The organism is Pseudomonadales bacterium (assembly GCA_041395665.1).
Taxonomy (GTDB): domain Bacteria; phylum Pseudomonadota; class Gammaproteobacteria; order Pseudomonadales; family UBA7239; genus UBA7239.
The window spans coordinates 395,173-418,502 of sequence record JAWLAB010000001.1 but is presented as its reverse complement, the minus strand read 5'-3'; the positions used below and the strand labels follow the sequence as shown (position 1 = coordinate 418,502).

General features: G+C 48.5%; 24 protein-coding genes and 1 pseudogene. 3 read left to right on the top strand and 22 right to left on the bottom strand.

All coding sequences use genetic code 11. The features are described 5' to 3' along the window. Nucleotide 1 precedes the first annotated feature (1 nt). Nucleotides 2-917: pseudogene (locus tag R3E63_02285) on the bottom strand (pseudouridine synthase). Between the two features lie 20 nt (nt 918-937). On the opposite strand from R3E63_02285, the gene tsaA reads away from it, so the two are divergent. Then, nucleotides 938-1,648, top strand: a complete 711-nt coding sequence (tsaA, locus tag R3E63_02280; GenBank protein ID MEZ5538790.1) for a tRNA (N6-threonylcarbamoyladenosine(37)-N6)-methyltransferase TrmO — start codon at nt 938-940, stop codon at nt 1,646-1,648. Between the two features lie 2 nt (nt 1,649-1,650). On the opposite strand, the gene R3E63_02275 is transcribed toward tsaA, so the two are convergent. From R3E63_02275 to rfbB, 18 genes are all read right to left on the bottom strand, one after another. Beyond that, nucleotides 1,651-6,072: a hypothetical protein gene (locus tag R3E63_02275; protein ID MEZ5538789.1), complete on the bottom strand. Its 4,422-nt coding sequence runs from the start codon at nt 6,070-6,072 to the stop codon at nt 1,651-1,653. A gap of 138 nt (nt 6,073-6,210) precedes the next feature. After that, entirely contained in the window at nt 6,211-7,170 is a 960-nt protein-coding gene (locus R3E63_02270; protein MEZ5538788.1) for a calcium-binding protein, read from the bottom strand. Then, a complete protein-coding gene (locus R3E63_02265; GenBank protein MEZ5538787.1) occupies nt 7,154-7,423 on the bottom strand; it encodes a hypothetical protein in 270 nt (89 codons plus the stop codon). The genes R3E63_02270 and R3E63_02265 overlap by 17 nt, the downstream gene beginning before the upstream one ends. Then, nucleotides 7,405-7,716 carry a hypothetical protein gene (locus R3E63_02260; protein ID MEZ5538786.1) on the bottom strand — a complete coding sequence of 104 codons (312 nt, stop codon included), beginning with the start codon at nt 7,714-7,716 and terminating at the stop codon, nt 7,405-7,407. The genes R3E63_02265 and R3E63_02260 overlap by 19 nt, the downstream gene beginning before the upstream one ends. A 345-nt stretch (nt 7,717-8,061) precedes the next feature. Then, nucleotides 8,062-8,625, bottom strand: coding sequence for a hypothetical protein (locus tag R3E63_02255; GenBank protein ID MEZ5538785.1), 564 nt, complete (start codon nt 8,623-8,625; stop codon nt 8,062-8,064). After that, the gene (locus R3E63_02250; protein MEZ5538784.1) at nt 8,582-9,307 is read right to left on the bottom strand and encodes a hypothetical protein; all 726 of its coding nucleotides are present in this window, start codon (nt 9,305-9,307) and stop codon (nt 8,582-8,584) included. Before R3E63_02250 ends, R3E63_02255 begins: the two co-directional genes overlap by 44 nt. A 173-nt stretch (nt 9,308-9,480) precedes the next feature. Beyond that, entirely contained in the window at nt 9,481-9,933 is a 453-nt protein-coding gene (locus R3E63_02245; GenBank protein ID MEZ5538783.1) for a hypothetical protein, read from the bottom strand. 159 nt (nt 9,934-10,092) lie between these two features. After that, nucleotides 10,093-10,269 (bottom strand): hypothetical protein, encoded by a 177-nt coding sequence (locus R3E63_02240; GenBank protein ID MEZ5538782.1) that lies wholly within the window; start codon nt 10,267-10,269, stop codon nt 10,093-10,095. Nucleotides 10,270-10,777: 508 nt separating this feature from the next. Further along, nucleotides 10,778-11,059: a hypothetical protein gene (locus R3E63_02235; protein MEZ5538781.1), complete on the bottom strand. Its 282-nt coding sequence runs from the start codon at nt 11,057-11,059 to the stop codon at nt 10,778-10,780. A 328-nt stretch (nt 11,060-11,387) separates the two neighbouring features. Next, nucleotides 11,388-11,567, bottom strand: coding sequence for a hypothetical protein (locus R3E63_02230; protein MEZ5538780.1), 180 nt, complete (start codon nt 11,565-11,567; stop codon nt 11,388-11,390). Nucleotides 11,568-11,789: 222 nt separating this feature from the next. Beyond that, nucleotides 11,790-13,367 (bottom strand): hypothetical protein, encoded by a 1,578-nt coding sequence (locus R3E63_02225; GenBank protein ID MEZ5538779.1) that lies wholly within the window; start codon nt 13,365-13,367, stop codon nt 11,790-11,792. Between the two features lie 2 nt (nt 13,368-13,369). Further along, complete coding sequence (locus tag R3E63_02220) at nt 13,370-13,858, bottom strand: hypothetical protein (protein MEZ5538778.1); 489 nt, start codon at nt 13,856-13,858, stop codon at nt 13,370-13,372. Nucleotides 13,859-13,906: 48 nt separating this feature from the next. Then, the gene (locus R3E63_02215; GenBank protein MEZ5538777.1) at nt 13,907-15,268 is read right to left on the bottom strand and encodes an HlyD family type I secretion periplasmic adaptor subunit; all 1,362 of its coding nucleotides are present in this window, start codon (nt 15,266-15,268) and stop codon (nt 13,907-13,909) included. Beyond that, on the bottom strand, nt 15,265-17,472 hold the full coding sequence (locus R3E63_02210) for a type I secretion system permease/ATPase (protein MEZ5538776.1): 2,208 nt from the start codon (nt 17,470-17,472) through the stop codon (nt 15,265-15,267). The genes R3E63_02215 and R3E63_02210 overlap by 4 nt, the downstream gene beginning before the upstream one ends. Before the next feature lie 93 nt (nt 17,473-17,565). Beyond that, a complete protein-coding gene (gene rfbD, locus R3E63_02205) occupies nt 17,566-18,447 on the bottom strand; it encodes a dTDP-4-dehydrorhamnose reductase (protein MEZ5538775.1) in 882 nt (293 codons plus the stop codon). Beyond that, nucleotides 18,447-19,031, bottom strand: a complete 585-nt coding sequence (gene rfbC / locus R3E63_02200; GenBank protein ID MEZ5538774.1) for a dTDP-4-dehydrorhamnose 3,5-epimerase — start codon at nt 19,029-19,031, stop codon at nt 18,447-18,449. Before rfbC ends, rfbD begins: the two co-directional genes overlap by 1 nt. Before the next feature lie 2 nt (nt 19,032-19,033). Next, on the bottom strand, nt 19,034-19,903 hold the full coding sequence (gene rfbA, locus R3E63_02195; protein MEZ5538773.1) for a glucose-1-phosphate thymidylyltransferase RfbA: 870 nt from the start codon (nt 19,901-19,903) through the stop codon (nt 19,034-19,036). 28 nt (nt 19,904-19,931) lie between these two features. Beyond that, nucleotides 19,932-20,993 carry a dTDP-glucose 4,6-dehydratase gene (rfbB, locus tag R3E63_02190; protein ID MEZ5538772.1) on the bottom strand — a complete coding sequence of 354 codons (1,062 nt, stop codon included), beginning with the start codon at nt 20,991-20,993 and terminating at the stop codon, nt 19,932-19,934. 131 nt (nt 20,994-21,124) lie between these two features. Here rfbB and R3E63_02185 point away from each other — a divergent pair, with 131 nt between their 5' ends. Then, nucleotides 21,125-21,610 carry a GtrA family protein gene (locus tag R3E63_02185; GenBank protein MEZ5538771.1) on the top strand — a complete coding sequence of 162 codons (486 nt, stop codon included), beginning with the start codon at nt 21,125-21,127 and terminating at the stop codon, nt 21,608-21,610. Here R3E63_02185 and fur read toward each other — a convergent pair. Beyond that, on the bottom strand, nt 21,607-22,023 hold the full coding sequence (gene fur / locus R3E63_02180) for a ferric iron uptake transcriptional regulator (protein MEZ5538770.1): 417 nt from the start codon (nt 22,021-22,023) through the stop codon (nt 21,607-21,609). The two genes, R3E63_02185 and fur, sit on opposite strands and share 4 nt — an antisense overlap. 74 nt (nt 22,024-22,097) lie before the next feature. Here fur and bamE point away from each other — a divergent pair, with 74 nt between their 5' ends. After that, the gene (gene bamE, locus R3E63_02175; protein MEZ5538769.1) at nt 22,098-22,535 is read left to right on the top strand and encodes an outer membrane protein assembly factor BamE; all 438 of its coding nucleotides are present in this window, start codon (nt 22,098-22,100) and stop codon (nt 22,533-22,535) included. 15 nt (nt 22,536-22,550) lie between these two features. On the opposite strand, the gene R3E63_02170 is transcribed toward bamE, so the two are convergent. Continuing rightward, entirely contained in the window at nt 22,551-22,844 is a 294-nt protein-coding gene (locus tag R3E63_02170; protein MEZ5538768.1) for an RnfH family protein, read from the bottom strand. Next, a complete protein-coding gene (locus tag R3E63_02165; protein MEZ5538767.1) occupies nt 22,841-23,287 on the bottom strand; it encodes a type II toxin-antitoxin system RatA family toxin in 447 nt (148 codons plus the stop codon). Before R3E63_02165 ends, R3E63_02170 begins: the two co-directional genes overlap by 4 nt. Nucleotides 23,288-23,330 lie beyond the last annotated feature (43 nt).

The window sequence follows — 23,330 nt, the reverse complement described above, 5'->3', positions numbered from 1 at the left end:
GTTAAATCTTATTGAGCGATAAACTTTGCTCGCTTTCAAAATAACGCGGCTGTTGTGTCATGGGATCAATAAAAGCAATGGATTTTGCCAACAACTGTAAAGGCCGTGAAAAATCATCATCCTCACGCTGCGTCACCAGCGGATATAACACATCATTCACTATCGGAATTTTTAATGCGGCCATCTGTACGCGCAGCTGATGTTTCTTTCCTGTGATCGGTTTTAAGGCATACAAAGCCAGACGATCGCTTTGATCAATGATCGACAAATGCGTTTCACTATTCGTTTTACCCGCTATTTCTTTGCTGCGAAAAAACTGCTCGTCTTCCACTACACGACTGCTGTACTGCAATGGAAAATACAAACTAGGATTGATAGGTGCAATCGCGTGATAAGTTTTTTCCACTGCGTGCTGGCGAAATAAGGCCTGATAGGCATCGCGCGTTTTTGGATTGGTAGAAAACAGCACCAAGCCCGCCGTGTCTTTATCGATGCGATGGATAGGCGATAAATGCGCGATGCCCGTTGTTTGCTGCAAGCGCGCCAGCAGTGTTTGCTGCACATACTTTCCTGAAGGAATTACTGGCAGAAAATGTGGCTTGTCTGCGACTAAAAAGTGCTCATCGCAATACAGAATTTTTTCTTGCAAGGGAATAACCACTTCTTGTGCCACTTCGCGATAGTAATAAATCCTATCGCCAGCCTTGCAGGTTATTTCTGGCGATAACACCCTGCCATCTGCATCCAACACCAAGCCGCGCGCAAAGCGCGAACGCCAAGTCGCCTCATCAATCGCGGAAAAATGTGCATAAAAAATGTAGCGCCGTATCCCACTTACCACTTGGCACTTGCACGCAACTGGCTCGTACGCCGTTATGCAGTGGTAAAACAGGGGATTGTGGTAAGGTGTTTTTCATCATCAACATCGGCATGCAGTGTGGATCAGTATACCTTTCAAGCCATTGGCGTTTTGCGCTCACCGTTTCGTGAAAAATTTGGTATCCCGCGCCAGCCTGGTTTAGTGCCAGAAGCCGAAAGCACGCTGGTGTTGTATCCACCGTTTAACACCGAAGAATGCTTGCGTGGATTAGAAGAATTTTCGCATCTGTGGTTGAGTTTTATTTTTCACGCCACCGCCGAGCAGGGCTGGCAAGCAAGCGTGCGCCCACCGCGACTGGGCGGCAATGAAACGCGCGGTGTGTTTGCCACGCGCAGTATGTTTCGCCCAAATCCTATCGGTTTATCCGTGGTGGAATTGCTTGAAGTAATGGATGGCGAGAAAGGAAAAATATTGCGTTTGCGCGGCGCCGATTTACTGGATGGCACGCCGATACTCGACATCAAACCGTATATCCCTTACGCCGATGCACTGCCGCAAGCGCGCGGTGGGTTTGCACCAGAAAAACCTGCCACGCTCACCGTGCAGTGGAGCGAGCGCGCAGAAAATGATGCAAACAGTTTGACTGTGACTGAAAATCTTCGCGCATTGATTGATGCGGTGTTAGCGCAAGACCCGCGACCCGCGTATCGACAACAACAAAATGATACGCACGAGTACGGTGTGTGGTTGGAGAATATCAATGTGCGGTTTTGTGTTGTTGAATGCTGCGTCAAGATTACCCATTTGATGCAGCACGCTGAAAAATAAATCTACGCCGCCTGCGGCGTTGCTAACTGCCACGCCGCGCTGTACTCGTCCTGCAACGAAGCAACAACATCGGTCACGGCGGCGGGTTTACTGCCAAATTGCGCCATGGCTTGCACCAACATTTCAAACGCTTCGCTGTTGGTGTCTGCCATCAGGATTGCGCCATCATCTTGCTTGACTTGTATCGCATCGAGACGGCCTTCACCCACCGTATTGATAACACCACTGCCATCGTCAATTTCTGCATACCAATCGCGGATACAAATTTCGCCATCGGCTAATTCATCCAATTGATCAATCAATAAATCATTGCCTTCGCGGGTAAACCACAGCGTGCGGTAATCCCACACACCGTAACCCTGCTGACCAATTTGCAAAGTGTCGATATCATCGGCTGCGCCGCCAGTATTGTCGATCAGTGTGTGATCGCCGGACCACAAATTGCCTTCAATATATAAATCATTGCCCGCACCACCGATTAAAAAATCTTCGCCCCAACCAGCATCCAAGATGTCATTGCCTTCGCCGCCATCAAAAATATCGTTGCCGTTATCCGCCCAATTGCCAAACGAAAGCACATCGTTGCCTGCGCCGCCTTGCACGAAGTCATCGCCAAAACCGTCAAAAATTCTGTCGTCGCCACTTGCACCGTCGATAGTGAGTGCTGCGGTGGATTGCCCGCCGTCCAACACATCCGCGTTGCCGCTGCCGATTAAGCTGCCGGTGTTTTCTTGCACCACCACTTGCATAGTGGATTGAATCATCAAGCCATCATCGCGCTGCAAAGTGTAAGCAAAGCTGGCATTGCCAGCGCTCGTGTTTGGCATAAAGCCGACATAATTTTTGCCGCTACCCCATAAATTTTCTATGAATAAAAAGGTTTGATCAGTGGTATCGCCATCGCCGTCGACATCGTATTGATCAGGTAAAAAATTACCAGAAATCATTTCTACACCAGTGATTTGCCAACGCAATTTTTCTGCATCACTCATTGAATTACCGAGTAAATCTTGTGCCGTAAGCGCTACAACGGCTGGCGCACTTTCGTTATAGGTTTGTGTGAATAATTGTGTCGCTAAATGTTGGCGTGTGTGTGACTCTTCTGATAACGATGCGCGGCTCAGCAACTCATCCCAACGCATTGAACTACCATCGGCTAACACTACCGTTTGTACACCGGCCTCCACACGAAGTCCGCTGTCGGCATCACCATCTCTTGCCCAATCTTCACCAGTCAGTACAGTCACATCTGCGCCGCCGATATGTAGGGTGATTTTTGTGTTGATATCGGTATGCCAGTCGTCATCACCGTAGTCGGCATAAGGCCTGCGTGCGTCAAAATGAATGCCGTTATTTTCTGGTGCTATGGTTTCAACGCTGTAAGTGACAGCGGATAAATCAAAAGCCTCGGTGAATACCAACGTGTTGTTGAGTGGCGCGTAATAACCGAGCCAATCATTGCCATCCCTGCGCGTGGCAGGATCGGCCTGCGCATCACCGCCTGCGCCTTGACCCCAGCTATACACACCTTCCACCGCTGCATCGGTGATAGTGGTTTTGCTGCCGTTGGCCAGAGAAACATAGTAGACATCGTCGCCCGCACCGCCGACCAACTGGTTGGTGCCGCCGCCTGCGCTAAACACATCATTGCCACGCGTACCGACCAGCGAGTCATCGCCTGAACCTGTTGTTATGTATGCGCCCGGTGCTGCCAAGCTGCCCCTTGGCTGCCACGGCGACCACAAGTTTTGATGATCGCCGCCTAAGCGCACGCTGTTATTGCCTTCACCCACAGCCACTGTGCCGAGAAAAGCCCCTTCAGCTGCCAGTACATCATCGGCTTCACTGCCTATGACTGTGTATTGCGTGAACGAACGCGTGATATCGGCAATGGTTTCGCTGTAAGTGATGACTCGCTCTTCTGTGTCTATCTGTCGATGCTCATAGTGACCGGACACCATGGCAGTCGCCGTGCCATCGCCGTGTTCTTGCAGCGTGACATAACCGTTGACCGCGAGACTGTTCCAAGCGGGATCATCTACCGGCAAATTAAAAACCTGCCCCGTCACATAGTAGTCGCGGTAAACAGGTTCAAGCACCACCACCTCGAGTGTTCGCTCTGATAGCCTGACCGTGTCTGACTCGGATGCGCCCAGCACAAGCGGGCTGCCATCCAGTGAAATTACTTCTGAGCGCACACCAGCAAAGGTATAGCTGCCGATTCGTGCATTTTCTGCTTGGTACTGCTGATTCAATACAACGCTTTGTAGATCACCCAAGGTATTACCTTTTTTACCCATCGGCTGTATTGCGGCGAGCTGCTCGCTGAGGAACCAATCGGTGGAGTAATCATCGTCGAGATTGCCGCCCAACCATGCGCTTAAAGGCTGGCTGGTCTCGCTATCACTGCCAATCGACCACCGATCGCTATCCGCAAAATAGTTTTCAAGACGGATAAAAGTGCCGTCATTGGATTTCAGCAGCAGGTCTTGAGGATCCGCCAGCGAACGCCCCGCTGAGAAATCTGCCAATGCGCTGCCCGTTGGCAGCAACACCACATTGTTTGCGTCCACAAAACGGGGGGACAAATTCACACTCGCGCCCGCTTCAACGCGATAGCGATATCGGCTAATGGCTACGCCATCCACCGTTTCACAGGCAGTAATCGCCTGCCAGCTGGCGTTATCGAGCATTGCAATATCGGAACCGCCTGAAGATGTAAGCACTTGCACACCTAGTGTGCCTACTTGTACATTCAATACTGCTTGGTCACCGCTGAGATGGTCAAAACGCAGGCGGTTGCTGCCTTCCTCATCTTGTACGATGTCGCTACCGTTATCCGTTGCGCCGAACCAGTAAAGATCATTGCCAATACCACCCAGCAAACGGTCGTTGCCGCCACCTCCGCTCAGTGTGTCATTGCCCTCGTTACCGTACAGGGTTTCATCGCTATCACCGCCTGCTATCACATCATCGCCACCACGCCCGTTCAATACACCGTCTTGCCCTGTACTGGCATCCAAGGTAAAGCCCAGCTCAAAGCCGTAGCGGTCCGTCACGGCGACCATTTGATCCCAACGCTCTAACGATACCGTGAGCTCAGTGCCATCGGCTTGTTCCAGCGCGATATGCGCGCCACCCGCATCCACCGTCATGGCAGGTGGCGCCACAAAAGTATGTTGTTCCCCCGTTAAGCGTAGAGCCACGCCCGCATCGCCCACGCTGCTGATGCTGACCGTGCCGCCCATATCTGTATTCACCGCGTATACGGGCGTCGATCCATTGCCGACAGATGCTGCAATATGTTGATTTTGCTCTACTTTATCGCTATTTACGCTACGCAGCACAAAATGGCTGAGGCTGCTGTCGACAAAGCCGACGGCTTGGCTGTGATCGGCCGACAAATACACCACCGAACTGCCATCACCGGCTGTCTCAATATCCACTTTGTTCACCATCACACGCAGCGTATTTCGACCCTCGCTATCGCTGATTGTGTCTTGTCCGTCCCCGGTGCCAATCACATAGCAATCATCACCCGCCCCACCTTGCAGTTGGTCATTGCCAGAACCACCGGTCAGCGTATCCTCGCCGTCGCCGCCAAAAAGAAAATCATCACCCACACCACCAACCAGTACATCATCACCTTCACCGCTAAACCCTGCGCCATCAAAGGAATCACCGTACAACCGGTCATCGCCACGGCCGCCTTCCAGCACATCGTCACCACTGTTGCCCATCAACTGGTCGTTGCCATCGCCGCCGTACAGCGTGTCGTTACCCGTTTTTGCACCGACATTGGCGTAGGCCTGCATCTGCCAGTTTGCCCAATCGCCGTAGAGATGGTCATCGCCCGCACCACCGTCTAACAGATCGTCCCCGCCTTCGCCCACCAACGCATCATTGCCCGCGCCGCCCAGCAATAAGTCATTGCCCCACCAGCCTTCATCACTGGCTTGCAGTGCTGGCGCGTCAGCGGTGTTTGCGCCGTATTCGATCTTGTCCAAGCCGACATCGCCATACACCGTGTCGTTGCCATCACCACCGATCAAGCGATCGGCACCCCCACCACCCACCAATAAATCTTCGCCCGCACCACCATCCACCACATCGTCACCATGGAATTTTTTGTCGAGTGATTGGAAATTTTTTGGCGGCGCCCCTTCGATAAAAAATCCCGCGCCAAAAACGCGATCGCCAAACAACACATCATTACCTGCGCCACCACTAAGGTTATCCGCACCAATTTCACCTTGAATTAAATCATTGCCCGTACCTCCATCAATCACATCGTTGTAATCCATTTTTTCTTTGAAGGTATAACGCAATGTCACTTCATCGCCTGATTTTTGATAAAAATGCGCACGGCTATAGTCATCTATTTCAGGGATTTCATCCGGTGCTATAAAATCACTAAACGCCAACCCTTTGAAAAATACGCGTAAGAATCACCACAGATCTCATCATCACCTGCGCCGCCAGCAATCACATCACAACCTGCACCGGCGTAAATCCAACCTTATCATCACCGCCGTCAATCACATCCGAAAAACTGGCGCCTTCTAGCACATCATTGCCATCACCACCATTGAGGTAATTTTTTCGTCCTTGTCTTCCAGCGTGATAACAATTTGTGTTTCTTGTTGCGTCTCTGGGTCGTACAAAAAGGCGTTATTAAAAATTGCCTCTGCAAGCGACGCATATTTATTAGGATTGTAAGTAAGCCCTAAAGACGCAGCACCCCAACCGCTACGGTATTGCTCCATACCCAACAAAATATCGTTGCCGCCCATACCATAAACAACATCGCTGCCGCGTCCGCCGACTAAAATATCACGATTGCCTTTTTGCGAACCCGCTTGCTGCTCCAACACACTTTGATTGCCGTCACCGATAATCAAATCGTCACCGTTCAAACCAAACAACACATCGTTGTTGCCATGTTTTGCCGGATCAAATCCGTTAATTCTATTCAAGCGGTAGTAATGATCATTAGCATCATCCCAATCCTTGATGGCCTGCATCTGACTTGTCCAATCCTTGCCATACAGCGCATCATTTTGATTGGATCCTTCAAAGCGCATTATCTCCTTGCCATGACGCGACTCACTGGTATCAATCGCTAATGTTTCGTATGGATGATTTGGATAGGGCGAGGGGGGACCATTTTTGTCTATCGGTTCCCAATGCAGATCGTCGGCATTCCATTCACCCCAATAATCTACAGCGTTATAAACCAGCGATTTGTTACGGTATTGCTCAACATTCAATGCTTCTGGAATACTAGGATCATTATTTTCAACATGGCGATTGTTCGGCAGAAAAACATCTACAGGATTGTCTGCACCTTGTGGCGTGTACGCGCCTAAAAATCCACGATTGGGCACAGTAAACGCACCGCCAAGCGACGCCATTTCAACATCGGCCATTTCCTCAAACTGAATACCAAATTGATTGCTCGCAATATTGAAATCATCTATCGCAATCACATGTACATTGTTTTGATCATCTTTGACAGACACCGTGGCCGCTGCCAGAAACCGATACACTCCAGCCTTCTTTGCCGCTCAACCACTCGCTATTTTCATCCACTGCGATGTACAAACCATCGGTGTTAGCTTCACCATCGCCCACGCGACGAAAAGTTATTCCACTCAATAAAGAAATGCTGCCGCCGTCCCAACGCCCGCAATCATCACATCGCCAAAATTGCTGTCGATGAGATAAGCACGTTGCCCATGCCGCCATTGATGCGATCAAAACCTGTGCCTGCATTCAATCTCGTCATCACCGGCACCGCCTTCGAGATAATCATTGCCAGCGCCGCCGGATAAATAATCGCTGCCGCCTGCGCCGTAGAGGTGGTCGTTGGCGTTGCTGCTGGTGAGAGTGTCGGACGATTCTGCGCCGAAGAGGATTTGTTTATCGCCTGCTCCAATAATGTTGTCTTTCTGCCAAGTGATGAAATCTATATAGGATGTGTCGCTGCTGCCTCCTGAAATACTCAGTGACAACATCTGTTGCCGGTCTTCCAACCATTGCGATGTCAGTTCATCTAAAAACACCATCTGGATTTCTGCTCGAATAATCCAGCGCGGTCAGCGCAACAGGACGCAAGTTATACAGCGCATAGCGGAAAGCATAGCCATCTGCGCCTTCGGTGTACTGAGAAAATTTGATATGCCTGCAACAACACCATCGCCGTAGTTTGCATAGGGAGCGCCCAATGCATTTCCAATGGCAGAAGCGTTCAGCAAATGCGTCATTCCACCTGAATCACCAATACCGGGAACCGGTCATATGGTACGCCTGCGGCAACAGTTTCGCTGTAACGCTCAAGAACTTTTGTTCTTCCCAACACGCAGTAAGTGACATACAGCGAATCCTTAAATTCTTGCGGCAACCCATCCCACTCATTGCCGTAAGCATATTGCGAAAAAATCTTCCGCCTCTCCGACCATGACGGCGTAGAGTTTGGCGGTGAGCGAGTTATTTTGTACAGCAAGGTCAGCCGCAAGAAATTCATAATGCTGAGAGTAATCTCTCTCTGCCCGTAAAAGGTTAAGAGGATCATCGCCGGAATGTTGACTGACATAAGACCGAATCAAGCGAATGGCCGTCGCCATTTTGATGTTGCCATACCCTATGTCGTTATAACAGCCATTGGTTGCTTTGTCCGTGATACTAGGAATGTACCCATTATCACCACCGACAGACGTGTAATTATCCAGCCAATATTGATGTGTTCCCCATAAAGGATTGTTCAAGACATAAGTGTCAGCGGCAGCATCCACCAAATCATAGCGATTATATTCTCGCGCCATAGCGCCGGCGATAGCTGTTGCCGAAACAGAATAATCTTCGGCAATGGATAAAACAGTTTCTCCATCACTGAATGAATTGGAAATGTAATTTATAGCAGCTGCGCTATATTCACCTTGCGCAGTGGATGAAGAATAAAAAACTTCTGTATTCATAATATCTTTCCATGATAATTGACAAAAAGTTATAGGCAAGCCTTGCTAAATGCAAGAAACCAGTGCTCATCCATCTGGCGCATGTAACTACCACACCAGCGTTCACGGTCGCCAGAAACCCTGAAAACAAGGGATAATTATTCAGCGAGGGCAACACCTCAATATTCATTTTCCCAAGGCATTGTTTTCCAGAACCAGAAGGGCATAGTGATTTACCACTAGTTAAGGGCTGAGCTTCAGGAAAATACCAATAACTCTTCCAAATAGTTGAACCCTCACGAATAGAACGTGTAGTGGCGCCTGCTAAATGAAACTCCATTGAATAGACTATTTTTTTTCTATCGCCCAACCCAGAATTTACCTCTATTCCACCATGCCATTGACTTTCTTCGGGATTAACTCGTTCATCACGCGCTTGTACTTTATGCTGTAATGCCACTTTTCGTGGGGATGTAAGCCAAGATTTCATGGCATCATTGCCACGTTGCTTTGCCTCAATGTATCCAGCTATCAGTTCATCATATTCGTCTCTGTTTTGTTCAAGATGCTCAATCATGTATTCATCACTTGGAAGTGGATTGATAAACCAATGCCATGAGAAAATTGAAGCCGTTATGCCAACAGTAGCCACAAAGGAAATACAGCGTGAGCGCACAACTAGTAGGCCATTATGCTTTGCCACAAGCCCTGCGAGCACAGTTATCAAGCCAAGCAACAATAGATACCCAGTAATTAGTGTAAAGGCTATCATCCAAAACATAGTTTTTTTCTCATAGTAAATCCCATGCCATCAACTTTTTATAAAACGACTGGTCAATTGTGGCACCAAATCATCACGCTGCTATTTTTAACGAATCAATAAGCTTGGATTTTTAAAAAATATGCTTCGGCAAAATTGTTATCTCGGCTAGTATCAATAATGTCATCACCGGCACCGCCTTCGAGATAATCATTGCCAGCGCCGCCGGATAAATAATCGCTGCCGCCTGCGCCGTAGAGATGATCGCTGTTGTTGCCGCCGGTGAGAGTGTCGGAAGATTCCGCTCCGAATAGGATTTGTTTGTTGTCTTGCGCAAGAAATCCGTCGTCCTTTTCGCCAATCACTAAATTGTTTGTACTGTCGACGAAATAAGTGCCGTTCTGCACATCGCTGTAATCGGTGTCTGTGATATTGGCGCCGAGTTTCGCACTGAGTAGCGCAATGCGGTCTTCGATATATTGCGATGAGAACTCGCCAGAAGACCATTGCTCATACAGACTTTGATTCGTCTCTTGTAACGCAGAGCCCGAAATAAAAACTGGTGACAACTGATAGAGACTGAGAAATGTGCCGAAATCTATTGCTGCTTGTGATACTGTAATATTTGTAGAGGATTACCGCTGGCGTTGTTGATGAGAGAGCGGTGTAGGAATCAGATTCTTTTAGTGCGTAAATAGCTTCATACAGCGCATCACGATTGTTTATTTCTATTGCGAATTGCTGATGCCAAATATTTCTTGTACGGCATCCAGCATACGCTCGCGCGTAGAGTCCATGTCGTTGCTGGATGTATGGAAAATTGTATTGAATTCAGGAACGCTCAGGGATTCATCCAATGTACCCAGTAAATCAAACAAGGCTAAAGAATCGGTCAGATTGATCATGCTGTGATTACCTGTACCAAGATCACCCGAAGAATCCTTGTCTTCTATGGCAATCTGTACCAGCGCGCCCGGTGTTCCACCGTGTAGGTTGCTGATGACATCAATTTGGCTTTCGCCAGGTAGAGCGTTGTTCGCTTGTATGCGGTTACCAGACCAGCCACATCAGAAGGCATGACAACATCGTCGACAGCAACATCTTCTAGTACTGCAAAAAGCTCGATTGTTTTCTGTATTGGTAAACCCAGGGCCATTGTAGGTGTATGTCTCATCGACTTGTCCGCTAAACAAAGCAGTAAACGCCGAAGCAAGGTGGCCACCTAGTGAATGACCCGTGACGGTTACACCGTTCAGGTCAGCTTCATTAGCCAGTAGTCCTGAAGCAGCTACGGTACCAACACTCACCAAGTAATAATTATCTGTCAGCGTGTCAAATAATTTGACGGCTCCAACAGGAGGCGTTCCAGACATCACGTGAATATCAAACTGTTCGACAAGCGCTCCTTGTGGATTAGAATTGTTGCCACCAGTTGTACATATCTTTTATCTGGTAGTACGCCGTGCCGAAACCTGTAAGGTACGCATCCTCGTTAAGGTCAACATAATCGGGCACTGTTCCCCTGATCGCTACCGTCAGATTCCCAGATGTATCCTTGAAAACCGCAGCAGAAAATCCAGCTGCTGTTTCCTGCGAAACAGCAAGCACCGAAGAATAACGCGCAGCAAACTGCTCCGCCTGAGTAGAAGACATCCCGGTAGAAGAATCCTCAAGTGCAGTTTTTTGGCTAAGCACACATCACCAACTGTCAAATCCGCATAAGCGGCCATAGCCAATTCCGCATTATTGTAAAAATCAGATGAAACACTCCATTTATTATCTCCATTAATAATGAAAATTTCTCTTGTTCTTTGTAATATTCAGGAATTTCTGGCAAGAAAATGAAGATGGATGATCTATTGCAACAAAGTATCACCACCCCCTCTTCCATAAGAAATTATTTTTCCTATAGCTACTCCATTATCACTGCGAATAACTTCTTTTCATTTTAATAACTTTAAGCCATCCATCTTTGATGAAGATTTCTTTATCTATCGTATAAACAGGAACCGCGCTCCTCCATTTAACTTTTTGGCGCAATCGCTATAAAACCTGCAACCCTACCAAGTTCTCCAGCCTGCTCTGTGGTAATGGTAATTTTCTGGTAAATAGTCACCCCGCCATCCTCTCGCACCACTGCTTTGATTTTATGATCCCAATACGCTTTATTAGCTTCGCAATAAGCGAAGTACAACAAAGCCATACCAACCAGCTACCAATAAAAGAAATGACGATAAAAACATCATCTTCACTATTTTTAATACTTTATTTTTCATTGCTTTTTATCTTGTCCATTCATAACAAATTATCTCCTCACACTCACTCACCCTTCGCAAGGGCGATAGAAAATACTCAATCATGCAGCGTTTTATGCTGCCATAGAAAAAGACAACTCTCACCGCTTTCATCAATCGCGATATACATACTATCGGTGTTTTCTTCTGCCTTCTCCGACACGACGAAAACTGATGTCGCTCAACAACGAAATAGCACCGCCATCTGTGTCACTCGCAATTACTACATCACCGAATTGGTTGCTTTCAATTTGATACAAATCCGCACCAGCACCAGCGTTGATGCGATCAAATCCCGTGCCTGCATTTAAAATATCTACATCATCGCCACCTTCGAGGTAATCATTGCCTGCGCCGCTTTTTAATGTGTCGGCACCTGTACCACCGTAGAGGTGGTCGTTTTTGTTTCCTCCAGTCAGCGTGTTGGCCCCATCATCGCCAAACAATATGCGATTTCTTTCTATACCTTCAAACGGAACTCCGTAAGGTGTGCTGATGACAGTACCGCTTGCTTCATCTTTGTAATAAGAATTACCGCCCACAGCCAAATAATCCAAATCTGCCCTGTTGGCACTTAGCTTCGTACCGAGCAGCGCGATACGGTCTTCTAAATATTGAGATGAGAATTCGCCAGCTGACCATCTTCCATACAGATTCTGATTCGGCTCTTGCAACGCAGCACCAGAAATAAAAACTGGCGATAACTGATAGAGACTGAGAAATGCACCGAAATCTATTGCTGCTTGTGTTGCTGTAATGTTTGTAGAGGGTTGTACACTGGCGTTGTTGGTGAGGACTGCGTAAGAATCAGATTCCTTTAGCGTGTGGATAGCTTCATACAGTGCATCACGATTGTCTATTTCTAATGGTGAATTGCTGATGCCAAATATTTTGTGTAGTGCATCAACTATGCCTTCTAAACTGGCATCTTCTGAACTACTGGATTGTTTAAATATGTCATTGAAGGATGAAATTTCTAATGAATTGTCTAATTGCCATAGTGTGTCGTAGACAGCGAGGGAGTCGGTGAGTTTTTTTACAGTATGGTCTTCATATGCGGCAAATATAGAAGCATTTTCAATTTCGACTACCTTATCAAGGCCAGCAGAAATTCCAACACTAGCAATAGTCGATAATCCATCACCTTGAATATTTGTAATATTTGAAACAGGAACGCTCTCCACGCTACCAAATACATCTAATGAAACGCCACCGATCCCTGGTGCATTATAGGTGTAGGTACTATCGATATCGCCAGCCCGATCAATAGTAAGCACTTGAGCAAGAAAACCGCCCAAGGAGTGACCCGCAACAACTAAGTTATCCGTATCCGTAAGCACTCCTGATGTTTTTAACGAATCAAAATATGTTCTCAATAATTCATATTGATCAACAATTTTTCCTGTTCCCAGTTGTAAGTCTGCCAACAAATCTTTTAAGTCTGTAGGAGTTGTCCCACGAATGGCAACACAAACATCACTACCATTACGAAACACTGTCACAGAAAGACCAGTATCATCATCAGTGTATTGACCGACTACTGAAGGCCATCGCTCAGCAAAATATGCAGCCTGTTTTTTTGACATGCCCTTATCGCCATCTTGCAAAGCAGAAATATTATCTGTGGCTTCTGTTACTCCGACAGTTAGATTGGCATAAGCCGCAAGCGCCAGATCAGCACCATCAAAATATTTATTGCTCGTATCCATGCTCACTCTCCCTTAACAGTAATAATTGACTCAGAAATTCTCATTCTTTCATCTTGACCATTGCAATGATGTCTTGAAGATTCAAACCCCAGCGGGAAATCCCCGCCCCATCGCCCATAAGTTATACCTTTAGCTAGTATTTTTTTGTCGCTATTACGCATGGTTAAGTGCTCATACCTATTAACGTGAAGATTTATAAACTTATATATTCGATTCGAGCTAAATCTATAAAAGAATGGATCATCTTGATTGACCCTTTCCTCAAAAGGCAACACAGGTATACCAGTTGAAATAAATTTCATATTTGGATAGTCAGATTTTGAAATAACTACTTTCTCATAGATTGTTATTCCGCCATCCTTTGCGCACATTTCATCAACTCTGTAGTCCCAATAAGCCTTGTTGACTTCACAGAATATAAAAGCCAACAAAACCAGAACAACTGGTGCCATGAAAATACACTTCACTATTTTTGATGTGTTATTTTTCATTGTTTTCTACCTTGTCTATTCATAACACATTATCTCTCTCGCACACTCTCACTCACTCGCTTTTGCAAAGGCGAGAGAAAATACTTCAATCACGCGGCGTTTGCCGGTAATAATTTCTGCTGTAACTTGCATGCCTGGCATCAGCGGCTGCTCGCGTCCATCCACCAGTAAAGTATTGCGCGACATTAGTAAGCTCATGCGATACAGCAGGCCGCCTTTTTCGCGCGTGGTTTTTTCATCTTGCACAGCATCTTGCGAAATATGCGTTACTTCCGCTGTTATGGTGCCGTAACGCGTGAAAGGAAAAGTCTGCACTTTGAAAACCGCTTGATCGCCAACCTGCACAAAACCAATGTCTTTGTTGGGCAGCCACGCCTCCACTTCCAACTGCGCTTCCTGCGGCACAATTACCATCAACTGCTGCGCTTCTAGCACCACACCGCCGACGGTGTTAACGGCGAGGTCTTTCACCTGCCCACTCACTGGCGCGTACAGCACTTGCCTGCTGTTGATATCGCTGGCCTGCGTCAATTGCTGCGCACTGCTATCCACCGTGCGCTGCGCTTCCGCCAAGCGCACTAAATTTTCCGCGCGTGTTTTGGCGGTTAAAGCATCGCTGTTTTGCACCGCTTCTTGTAAGGCTGCCGCTAATTGTTGATCACGCACCTGCGCTGCCGCTAAATCTTGTTGCTGGGTAATGCGCGTTTCTTCCAGCGCGAGATATTGATCCTGTGCTACCAATTTTCGCTCAGCCAAGGCTTTGTATTTTTCTGCGCGCTGTGTGTTGATCGGCAGTGTCGCTTGCAATTTTTTGATTAAAGCCTTGTTCACTTGCCATTCAGCACGACGATTTTCTTGCTGGCTTTGCAACGCCGCACGCTGCGCTAGATATTGCTGCCACTGCTGTGCCAACAAAGATTGTTGCACAGCGTTTAAGCCTTGTGCGTCATCTGAAGTTTGCTGCCCTTGTACCAGCCCTTGTAAATGGGCTTGCAATATTTGCTCGCGCAATAACACGGCGCGTTGTTCTTGCAAAGCATTGGCGATGCGCACGCGCTCTGAATCGGTGATGGTGTTATCCAGTTCAATCAATTTTGTTCCCGCAGCAACAAACTTACCTTCGTGCACATAAATTGCTTTCACTACACCTTTTGCGATTGGCTGAATTTGTTGCACGCGCGATGAAGGAATTATTTTTCCCTCTGCCACCGCAACAACATCCACTTTGCCGAAGTAAGACCACAGCAGCGTAACGATGAACAGCGCCATCACAGTAAAGATTAATCCGCGCGCCAGTGGATGCGGCGGCGTGTGCTGAATTTCTAACAGCGCCGGCAAAAATTCGTGCTGCACCGCAGCAAACGCATTATCGCGCTGTGCTGCTTGCCATTTATTCCACAAAAACTTCATGCGCAGCGAGCACTATTCAGCGCGGTGTTTTCTGTTTGACGCAGCGGTATGACTTCGTTTTGATAGCGATACATTTGCGCGTAACGACCATTTTTATTGAGCAATATCGCATGCGAACCCTGCTCGACAATTTTTCCCTGCTCCATCACCACAATCCGATCGCAGCCCTGCACGGTTGATAAACGATGCGCGATGACAAACACGGTGCGCCCACGGCAAATCGCTGCCATATTCGCTTGAATGGTGCGTTCCGATTCCACATCGAGCGCGCTGGTGGCTTCGTCAAAAATCAAAATGCGCGGCTGCTGCAACAATGCTCTGGCAATGGCGATGCGCTGTTTTTGTCCGCCGGATAAATTACTCCCCTGCTCCTCCACCATCGCGTCATAGCCCTGCGGCAATGCACTGATAAACGCGTGCGCGCCCGCCAATTGCGCCGCGCGCACCACAGCCTCCATCGTCGCAGACGGCTGCGTCACCGCAATGTTTTCGCGAATAGTTTTGTTAAATAAAAAACTGTTCTGCAGCACCACGCCGATTTTGCTGCGCAACCACGCGGTATCGACAGTGGCGAGATCAACGCCATCGACCAACACTTTGCCTGCTTCCGGTACATACAAGCGTTGCAATAATTTTGTCAGCGTACTTTTACCCGAACCCGACGAACCAACTATGCCGACAATTTCACCCGCTTTAATGTGCAGTGATAAATCTTCCAATGCCAGTGCGCGATCTTGTTGATAGCGAAAGCGCACACGCTCAAAGCGAATCTCGCCTTTTAGTGATGGCAGCACACTGCGCTGCGGATTGAAATGTGTTTCGCTTGGCGTGTTGAGAATATCGCCCAAACGCTGCAAAGAAATTTTTGCCTGCTGCACATCTTGCGCCAATTGCACCAATTTCAAAATCGGGCCGCTGATTCTGCTGGCGAGCATATTGAAAGCAATCAATTGCCCAACACTGAGCGCGCCCTGCATCACTTGTTGCGCGCCCCACCACAGTATGCCTAGCGTCATCAATTTATTGATAAAAGAAGCTGCTTGCGAAGCGATATTGTTCAGATGCTGCGCACGAAAACCGCTCGCCACACCATTCGCTAAGTGTTCTTCCCACTGGCGTTGCATCATCGGCTCCAGTGCCAAACTTTTTACAGTCTCAGCACCGCTAATCGATTCCACCAAAAAACTTTGGTTGGCGGCACTGTATTTGAATTTGTCTTCCACGCGTGTTTTCAGTATCGGCGCGCTGATCACCGACAACAACACATAAAGCGGTATCGTCAGCAACACAACCACACTCAGTGACATGCTGTAATACAACATTACGGCAAGGAACACGAAGGCGAACAATAAATCGACACATAGCGTCAGCGCAGAGCCAGTAATGAAATTGCGGATGCTGTCCAACTCACGCACGCGCGCCACACTTTGCCCCACTGCGCGCGTTTGAAAATAGGCCAAGGGCAAACGCAGTAAATGCTTGTACAAGGCACTGCCTAATTCCACATCCACGCGATTGGTGGTGTGCGAAAAAAGATAAGTGCGCAATCCACTCAACAGCGTTTCAAATACAACAACCGCAAAAAATCCTACGGCCAACACATCCAGCGTCGACAACCCGTTGTGTACCAAGACCTTATCCATCACCACTTGAAAAAACAGCGGCGTTGCCAAAGCAAACACTTGCAAAAAGAAGCTGGCGATAATGACTTCAGCAAACAAGCGCCGATATTTCATCAACACCGGAATAAACCAGCTCAGATTAAAATGGCGATGGAAGTTTTCGCTCAGTGAGCTGCGACGCGCCAATAACAATAATTCACCCGACCATTGCGTGAGGAATACAGCCTCATCCAATACTTCGGGTTGTGCACATCGAATATCGTGGATCAGCACTTGTTGATTGCCGTGTCGCGCCAACACGACATAACTGCCGTCAACGCGTTTGGCGATGGCTGGCAGTAGCGACTCTCTCGGGAACTGTTTGCCGTGTTTTTTGTCCGGCACGACATGACGACAATGCAAACCAATGGCTTTGGCCGCGCGCTGTATATCAACATCATTTAATGATTGATTGCCGTGGCGATACTCGCGCGCCAACTGCGCAACATCCACGGGTATTTGATGGAAGCGACACAGCGCCACCAAACACAGCAAGCCGCTGTCGGGCGCTTTTGAGCGCCTCTCCTCTGCAGCATCTTTCATGCACAATTCCTTTTGTCAGCGTACGATTCCTTTTGACCGCGAATTCCTATCCGCGAGTGGGTCGCGATTCTACTCTATCGCCACAAGAACCTGTCAACCGTTTTTCAACAGTACATCCAAAGCATCATTCCATTGCGGCGCGGAAATTCCTAAGGCTTGTTGCAATTTTTTGCAGCACATTTCTGAGTTCATCGGGCGCTGCGCTGCTGTGGGATATTCGTGCGTGGCAATAGAAATAACATTGGGCTTTTTTTCCAACAAGCCCAACACAAACGCGCGCTCAATAATGGCACTGGCAAATGCATGCCAAGAGCAAGTGGGCGCGCCGGCGTAGTGATAAATGCCACTTTGCAAATTTTCTTCCATCATAGCGATCGCAGCTTTCACCAAAGTTGTAGCGATATCCGCAGCGTGTGTTGGACAACCGTATTGGTCGCCCACTACGCGCAATTCATCGCGTTCACGTGCCAAACGCAACATGGTTTTGGGGAAATTATTACCGTAACGACCAAACACCCAACTGGTGCGCATTACAAAAGCGCGTCCGCACATATCCAATACTTGTTCTTCGCCTACGCGCTTGCTATGGCCGTACACGGAGCGCGGTTCACAGATATCGCTTTCTAGCCACGCTTTTCCTGTGGCTTTATCGCCAGAAAAAACATAATCGGTTGAAATATGTAATAGAGGAATATCGTGTGTTTGTGCAACTTGCGCCAAATTGCCCGCACCGATAGCGTTAACAGCAAAAGCGAGATCTGGCTCGCTTTCTGCGCGATCAACGGCGGTATACGCGGCAGCATTGATTACCGCATCTGGCCGATATTTTTCAAACGTGCGCTGAATGCTAACGGGTTGTGTAATATCCAAATCACTACGCTTGCAACGCAGTAACTCCACATTTTCTACCGCAAGATCAGCAAACTCTTTGCCGACTTGCCCATCACCACCTGCAATCAGAATACGCAAACTCATCATTCATCCAAATGTCTTTTATGCACAGGAAAATGCGCGGGCTGTTGTTTTAACTGCTCGGCTAGCTCTCGCAGTGTCGGTAAATTTTTATCTTTGTCTGATAACTGTGGGGCAGCAATCGGCCAAGCAATATTGACCGCCACATCATTCCACAACACGCCCATTTCATCACCGGGCTGATAGTAATCTGTGCATTTGTAAAGAAAATCGGCGGTGTCTGACAACACACAAAAGCCATGCGCATAGCCAGGTGGAATATACAGTTGGCGATGATTGTCGTCGCTCAATTCAACCGCCACATGTTTACCGAAAGTATCCGACGCAGGATTGATATCTACCGCCACATCAAACACCGCACCGCGTGATACGCGTACTAACTTTCCCTGCGGGCGCAAGCGTTGCGCGTGTAGGCCGCGCAATACGCCGCGCATGGAGCGCGAGTGATTGTCTTGCACAAAATCAGGAATACCGATGTTGTTATAGCTATCACTGCGCCAAGTTTCTTGAAAAAATCCACGACTATCGCCGTGCACCTTCGGTTCCAGAATTAACACGCCAGGCAAAATGGTTTCGATGACTTTCATCATCAATCCACTCTCAATAAATCTAGTAGGTATTCCCCATAGCCACTTTTCTTCAACGGTTCGGCTAAATCACGCAACTGCGCGTCATCTATCCATTGTTGTCGCCATGCCACTTCTTCAGGGCTCGCCATTTTTAAACCTTGGCGGTGCTCAATGGTTTGTACAAATTGTGAAGCATCTAGCAGTGAATCGTGCGTACCCGTATCCAGCCACGCCGTGCCGCGTCCCATAATTTCTACACGCAAACTGCCATTCTGTAGATAAATATTATTGAGGTCCGTAATTTCTAATTCGCCGCGCACAGAAGGCTTGATCGACTCTGCGTGTTTCACCACATGGTTATCATAAAAATACAAACCCGTCACTGCGTAGCGCGATTTGGGTTTCGCCGGCTTTTCTTCCAAGCTGATCGCTTTGCCATCTTTATCAAACTCCACCACACCAAAGCGCTCTGGATCTTTTACTTGATAAGCAAACACGGTGGCGCCTTCACACTGTGTGGCCGCTTGCTTCAAGTTGCGCGAAAAATGCTCGCCAAAAAATAAGTTGTCGCCCAGCACCAGCGCACAGGCGTCGTTGCCGATAAATTCTTTACCTATCAAAAACGCTTGCGCCAACCCATCAGGACTAGGCTGTACGGCGTATTGCAAATTGATACCCCAGCGCGCGCCATCGCCGAGCAACTCTTGAAAACGCGGCGTGTCTTGCGGCGTAGAAATCACCAAAATATCTTTGATGCCCGCCAACATCAGCGTGGTCAACGGGTAGTAAATCATGGGCTTGTCATAAATTGGCAATAACTGTTTTGAAATCGCCAGCGTCACTGGATGCAACCGCGTGCCAGAACCGCCCGCCAAAATAATACCTTTCATTTTTTTCTCCGTTATTTGTATGCGTTTTTTAAGCGCCTAAACCCAAGCGCTGCATTTGATAACTGCCGTCCAATACGCGTTGCCACCAAGCAGCATTATCGAGATACCAACGCACGGTTTTGCGTATACCGCTGTCGAAAGTTTCTTCTGGCTGCCAACCCAATTTGCGTTGAATTTTGCTGGCATCAATCGCGTAGCGCACATCGTGGCCGGGGCGATCCGCGACATGGGTGATTAAATCGCGGTAGTGCGCCACGCCTTGCGGTTTTTCAGGGCGCATTTCTTCCAACAATTCACAAATGGTTTTCACCACTTCGATATTTTGTTTTTCGTTGTGGCCGCCGATGTTATAGGTCTCGCCGATCACACCTTCTTTTGCCACTTTGTACAGGGCGCGCGCGTGATCATCCACGAACAACCAATCACGCACTTGATCGCCTTTGCCGTAAATCGGCAGCGGCTTGCCAGCAATGGCATTCAAAATCACCAGTGGAATTAATTTTTCCGGAAAATGATAGGGGCCGTAATTATTGGAACAATTCGTCACCAAAATAGGCAAACCGTAAGTTTCATGCCATGCGCGCACGAGATGATCAGACGACGCTTTACTCGCGGAATACGGTGAATTGGGCGAGTACGAAGTTTCTTCAGTAAACAAACCCGTAGCACCGAGTGCGCCATACACTTCGTCCGTTGAAATATGATGGAAACGAAACGCGTTTTTCTTTTCTGGTGACAAGCTCAACCAATATTGTCGTGAAGCTTCCAACAATGTGTAAGTGCCGACGATATTGGTTTCGATAAAAGCAGCGGGGCCATCAATGGAACGATCGACATGCGATTCTGCCGCCAAATGCATCACGATATCGGGCGTGTGTTTTGCAAACACAGCATCGATTGCTGTGCGATCGCAAATATCCACATGGCAAAAATGATAGCGCGGCGATTCTGCAACGGCTGTTAACGATTCGAGATTACCGGCATAGGTCAATTTATCGACATTGATCACGGTGTCTTGCGTGTTGCCGATGATGTGGCGCACCACGGCTGAACCAATAAATCCTGCGCCACCTGTCACTAAAATATTCACGCTGTGTGTTGCTCCTGTTTATTAGCGATTCGCCTAATACAATCGGTCGATTATGGCATTTTCAAGCTTGGGCTGTCAGCCACACGCATTACCCGCTAAGCTAGCGACTGCCTCCAAACCTTAGCTTGCTCATGCAAAATTTACCGCCATCAACTAAGTCTGCTTTTAGCGCCAGCACCTTGGCAACCTGGCTACAAAAGCACGAATTTTTGCGTTTTCTTGTGACGGGCAGCATCAACACCGGGTCGTCTTGGCTGGTCTATTTACTGGTGCGACACACACTGCTCTTTGTCGGCTTGCACGCTATTACCGCGTTTGATCGTATTGCCATCAGCGCTGACAAGCTGGCTTTTACTGTCGCCTATATTTTTGGCATTGTGTTCACTTACTACCTGAACTCGCGTTGGGTATTTCGTGTACCCATGAGCTGGAGAGCTTTCTTAGAATTTCCATCGGTTTATGTTGTGCAGTACGGCGTTGGGATCGTGCTGATGCATATCTTGGTCGATCGCCTAGCTTTCCCTGTCGACTTTGCGCCGCTCGCCGTTGTGGTAGTCACCATGCCGGTGACTTTTGTGCTATCGCGCCTCGTTTTGAAGCGCCACGATCGCACTTAAGCTTTCTTTTTCGGTTTCACATACAACACAAGGCTGTGACCGACTAAATCAAAACCATGCGCCTCAGCAATTTCCTGCTGCAAGCGTTCGATTTCCTCGTTGTGAAACTCCACCACTTTGCCGGTTTCTGCGCAGACCATGTGATCGTGGTGTTCATCGCCACGAATTAGCTCAAACACCGCATAGCCGCCGTCAAAATTGTGGCGCGTGACCAAGCCTGCTGACTCAAACTGCGTCAATACGCGATACACCGTGGCTAAACCCACATCCTCACCACTCTCCAGCAAATGCTTATAAACATCCTCCGCACTGAGATGGCGCTGATCGTTAGTCTCTAGCATCTGCAAAATTTTGATGCGTGGCCCCGTGACTTTCAGCCCAGCATTGCGCAATTCTTGATTCCTGCCTGTCATATCCCGCCCCTTCTAGCGCTTCCGACTATCGGGTATTATCGCCGCTCGCTGCAATCTGTGGAACCTTGCCACCCATGCCCGCCCTGCTTCGTCACACATTGATTCGCCTGCTGTTGCCATGCTGCCTCGCAATGGCTGTGGCCGCTTGCTCTTTTCCTGGGGTTTATCACCTCACTGTGCAACAAGGCAATGTGGTTTCTCAAGACATGGTGAATCAGCTGCAGCCCGGCATGGACAAGCGCCAGATACGCTACATCATGGGTACGCCACTGCTGATCGACAGTTTTGAAGACAATCGTTGGGATTATTTTTACTCGCTAAAAAATGGCGACAACGAATACTCGCGCGAGCGTTTAACGCTGTATTTCAGCAATGATATTTTGACCAACTTGCAAGGCAATTTCCGTCCGGAACAAGCCACGGGTGCCACGGTATTGCGTGACGGTGAGGAAATTACGCCTAGCGAAGAAGATGACGATAGCGAGTGGGATATCAGTAAGTGGTGGGATTAGTCCGCCGCTGCACGCTCAGCCCTGTTTTGCTTTCGCCGCGCGCTGCCTGCGCGCTTCTTTAGGATCCAACAACAGCGGTCGATAAAGCTCGATGCGGTCGCCTTCCTGTAACACATAATCATCCGTTACGGCTTTGCTGTAGATGCCCAACGCTAGCTGCGCAAAATCCAAGTCAGGGAACTCTGCCGCCAGACCCGACTGCAAAACCGCCGCGCGTGCTGTGCAACCCGCCACAACGCTCATCGCCTCCACCACTTGCCGCTCCGGCAGTGCACAAGCCACCTCAATGTGAATCAGCTCGGTACTCATACTGCCGCTCCCAACACAGTGTGCGCACGACGGCACAGTGCATCCACCAAATTGCTGGCAACGCTTTCAAACAAGCGACCAGCGGCGATGCTGGCGAGTTTGCCGTCCAACTCAAAACGCAAATCCAGCGACACTTTGCAGGCTTCCTCGCCCAGTACCAAAAACTGCCAGCGACCTGACAGCGCGGTGAATGGGCCTTCCAACAGCGCCATCTCAATCACTTCCGGTCTTTGCAGGCGATTGCGCGTGGCAAAAGATTGCGTGATGCCGCCGCGGCTCAACTCCAAGCGCGCCTCCACTTGTTCTGACGATGCCGATAACACCGTGGCGGCTACGCAGCCCTCCATGTATTGCGGGTAGGCGGCGATGTCATTGACCAGATCAAACAACTGCTCGGCGGCATACGGCAGCAGGGCAGTTTTGGCGATACGCGTAACGGGCATAGTGGCGAAAAATCATCGTGAGATAGATGCGCATTCTAACGAA

What these genes read in the sequence shown, in the direction of transcription:
- R3E63_02220 (MEZ5538778.1), bottom strand. Translation starts at nt 13,858, where the DNA reads ATGAAAAATAACACATCAAAAATAGTGAAGTGTATTTTCATGGCACCA.
- bamE (MEZ5538769.1), top strand. Translation starts at nt 22,098, where the DNA reads ATGCCCGCCCTGCTTCGTCACACATTGATTCGCCTGCTGTTGCCATGC.
- R3E63_02165 (MEZ5538767.1), bottom strand. Translation starts at nt 23,287, where the DNA reads ATGCCCGTTACGCGTATCGCCAAAACTGCCCTGCTGCCGTATGCCGCC.
- R3E63_02260 (MEZ5538786.1), bottom strand. Translation starts at nt 7,716, where the DNA reads ATGGTGTTTTTAGATGAACTGACATCGCAATGGTTGGAAGACCGGCAA.
- rfbC (MEZ5538774.1), bottom strand. Translation starts at nt 19,031, where the DNA reads ATGAAAGTCATCGAAACCATTTTGCCTGGCGTGTTAATTCTGGAACCG.
- rfbD (MEZ5538775.1), bottom strand. Translation starts at nt 18,447, where the DNA reads ATGAGTTTGCGTATTCTGATTGCAGGTGGTGATGGGCAAGTCGGCAAA.
- R3E63_02210 (MEZ5538776.1), bottom strand. Translation starts at nt 17,472, where the DNA reads ATGAAAGATGCTGCAGAGGAGAGGCGCTCAAAAGCGCCCGACAGCGGC.
- R3E63_02265 (MEZ5538787.1), bottom strand. Translation starts at nt 7,423, where the DNA reads ATGCAGGCACAGGTTTTGATCGCATCAATGGCGGCATGGGCAACGTGC.
- R3E63_02240 (MEZ5538782.1), bottom strand. Translation starts at nt 10,269, where the DNA reads ATGATCAATCTGACCGATTCTTTAGCCTTGTTTGATTTACTGGGTACA.
- rfbA (MEZ5538773.1), bottom strand. Translation starts at nt 19,903, where the DNA reads ATGAAAGGTATTATTTTGGCGGGCGGTTCTGGCACGCGGTTGCATCCA.
- R3E63_02185 (MEZ5538771.1), top strand. Translation starts at nt 21,125, where the DNA reads ATGCAAAATTTACCGCCATCAACTAAGTCTGCTTTTAGCGCCAGCACC.
- fur (MEZ5538770.1), bottom strand. Translation starts at nt 22,023, where the DNA reads ATGACAGGCAGGAATCAAGAATTGCGCAATGCTGGGCTGAAAGTCACG.
- R3E63_02225 (MEZ5538779.1), bottom strand. Translation starts at nt 13,367, where the DNA reads ATGGATACGAGCAATAAATATTTTGATGGTGCTGATCTGGCGCTTGCG.
- R3E63_02215 (MEZ5538777.1), bottom strand. Translation starts at nt 15,268, where the DNA reads ATGAAGTTTTTGTGGAATAAATGGCAAGCAGCACAGCGCGATAATGCG.
- R3E63_02230 (MEZ5538780.1), bottom strand. Translation starts at nt 11,567, where the DNA reads ATGGCTTTGTTGTACTTCGCTTATTGCGAAGCTAATAAAGCGTATTGG.
- R3E63_02170 (MEZ5538768.1), bottom strand. Translation starts at nt 22,844, where the DNA reads ATGAGTACCGAGCTGATTCACATTGAGGTGGCTTGTGCACTGCCGGAG.
- R3E63_02255 (MEZ5538785.1), bottom strand. Translation starts at nt 8,625, where the DNA reads ATGAATACAGAAGTTTTTTATTCTTCATCCACTGCGCAAGGTGAATAT.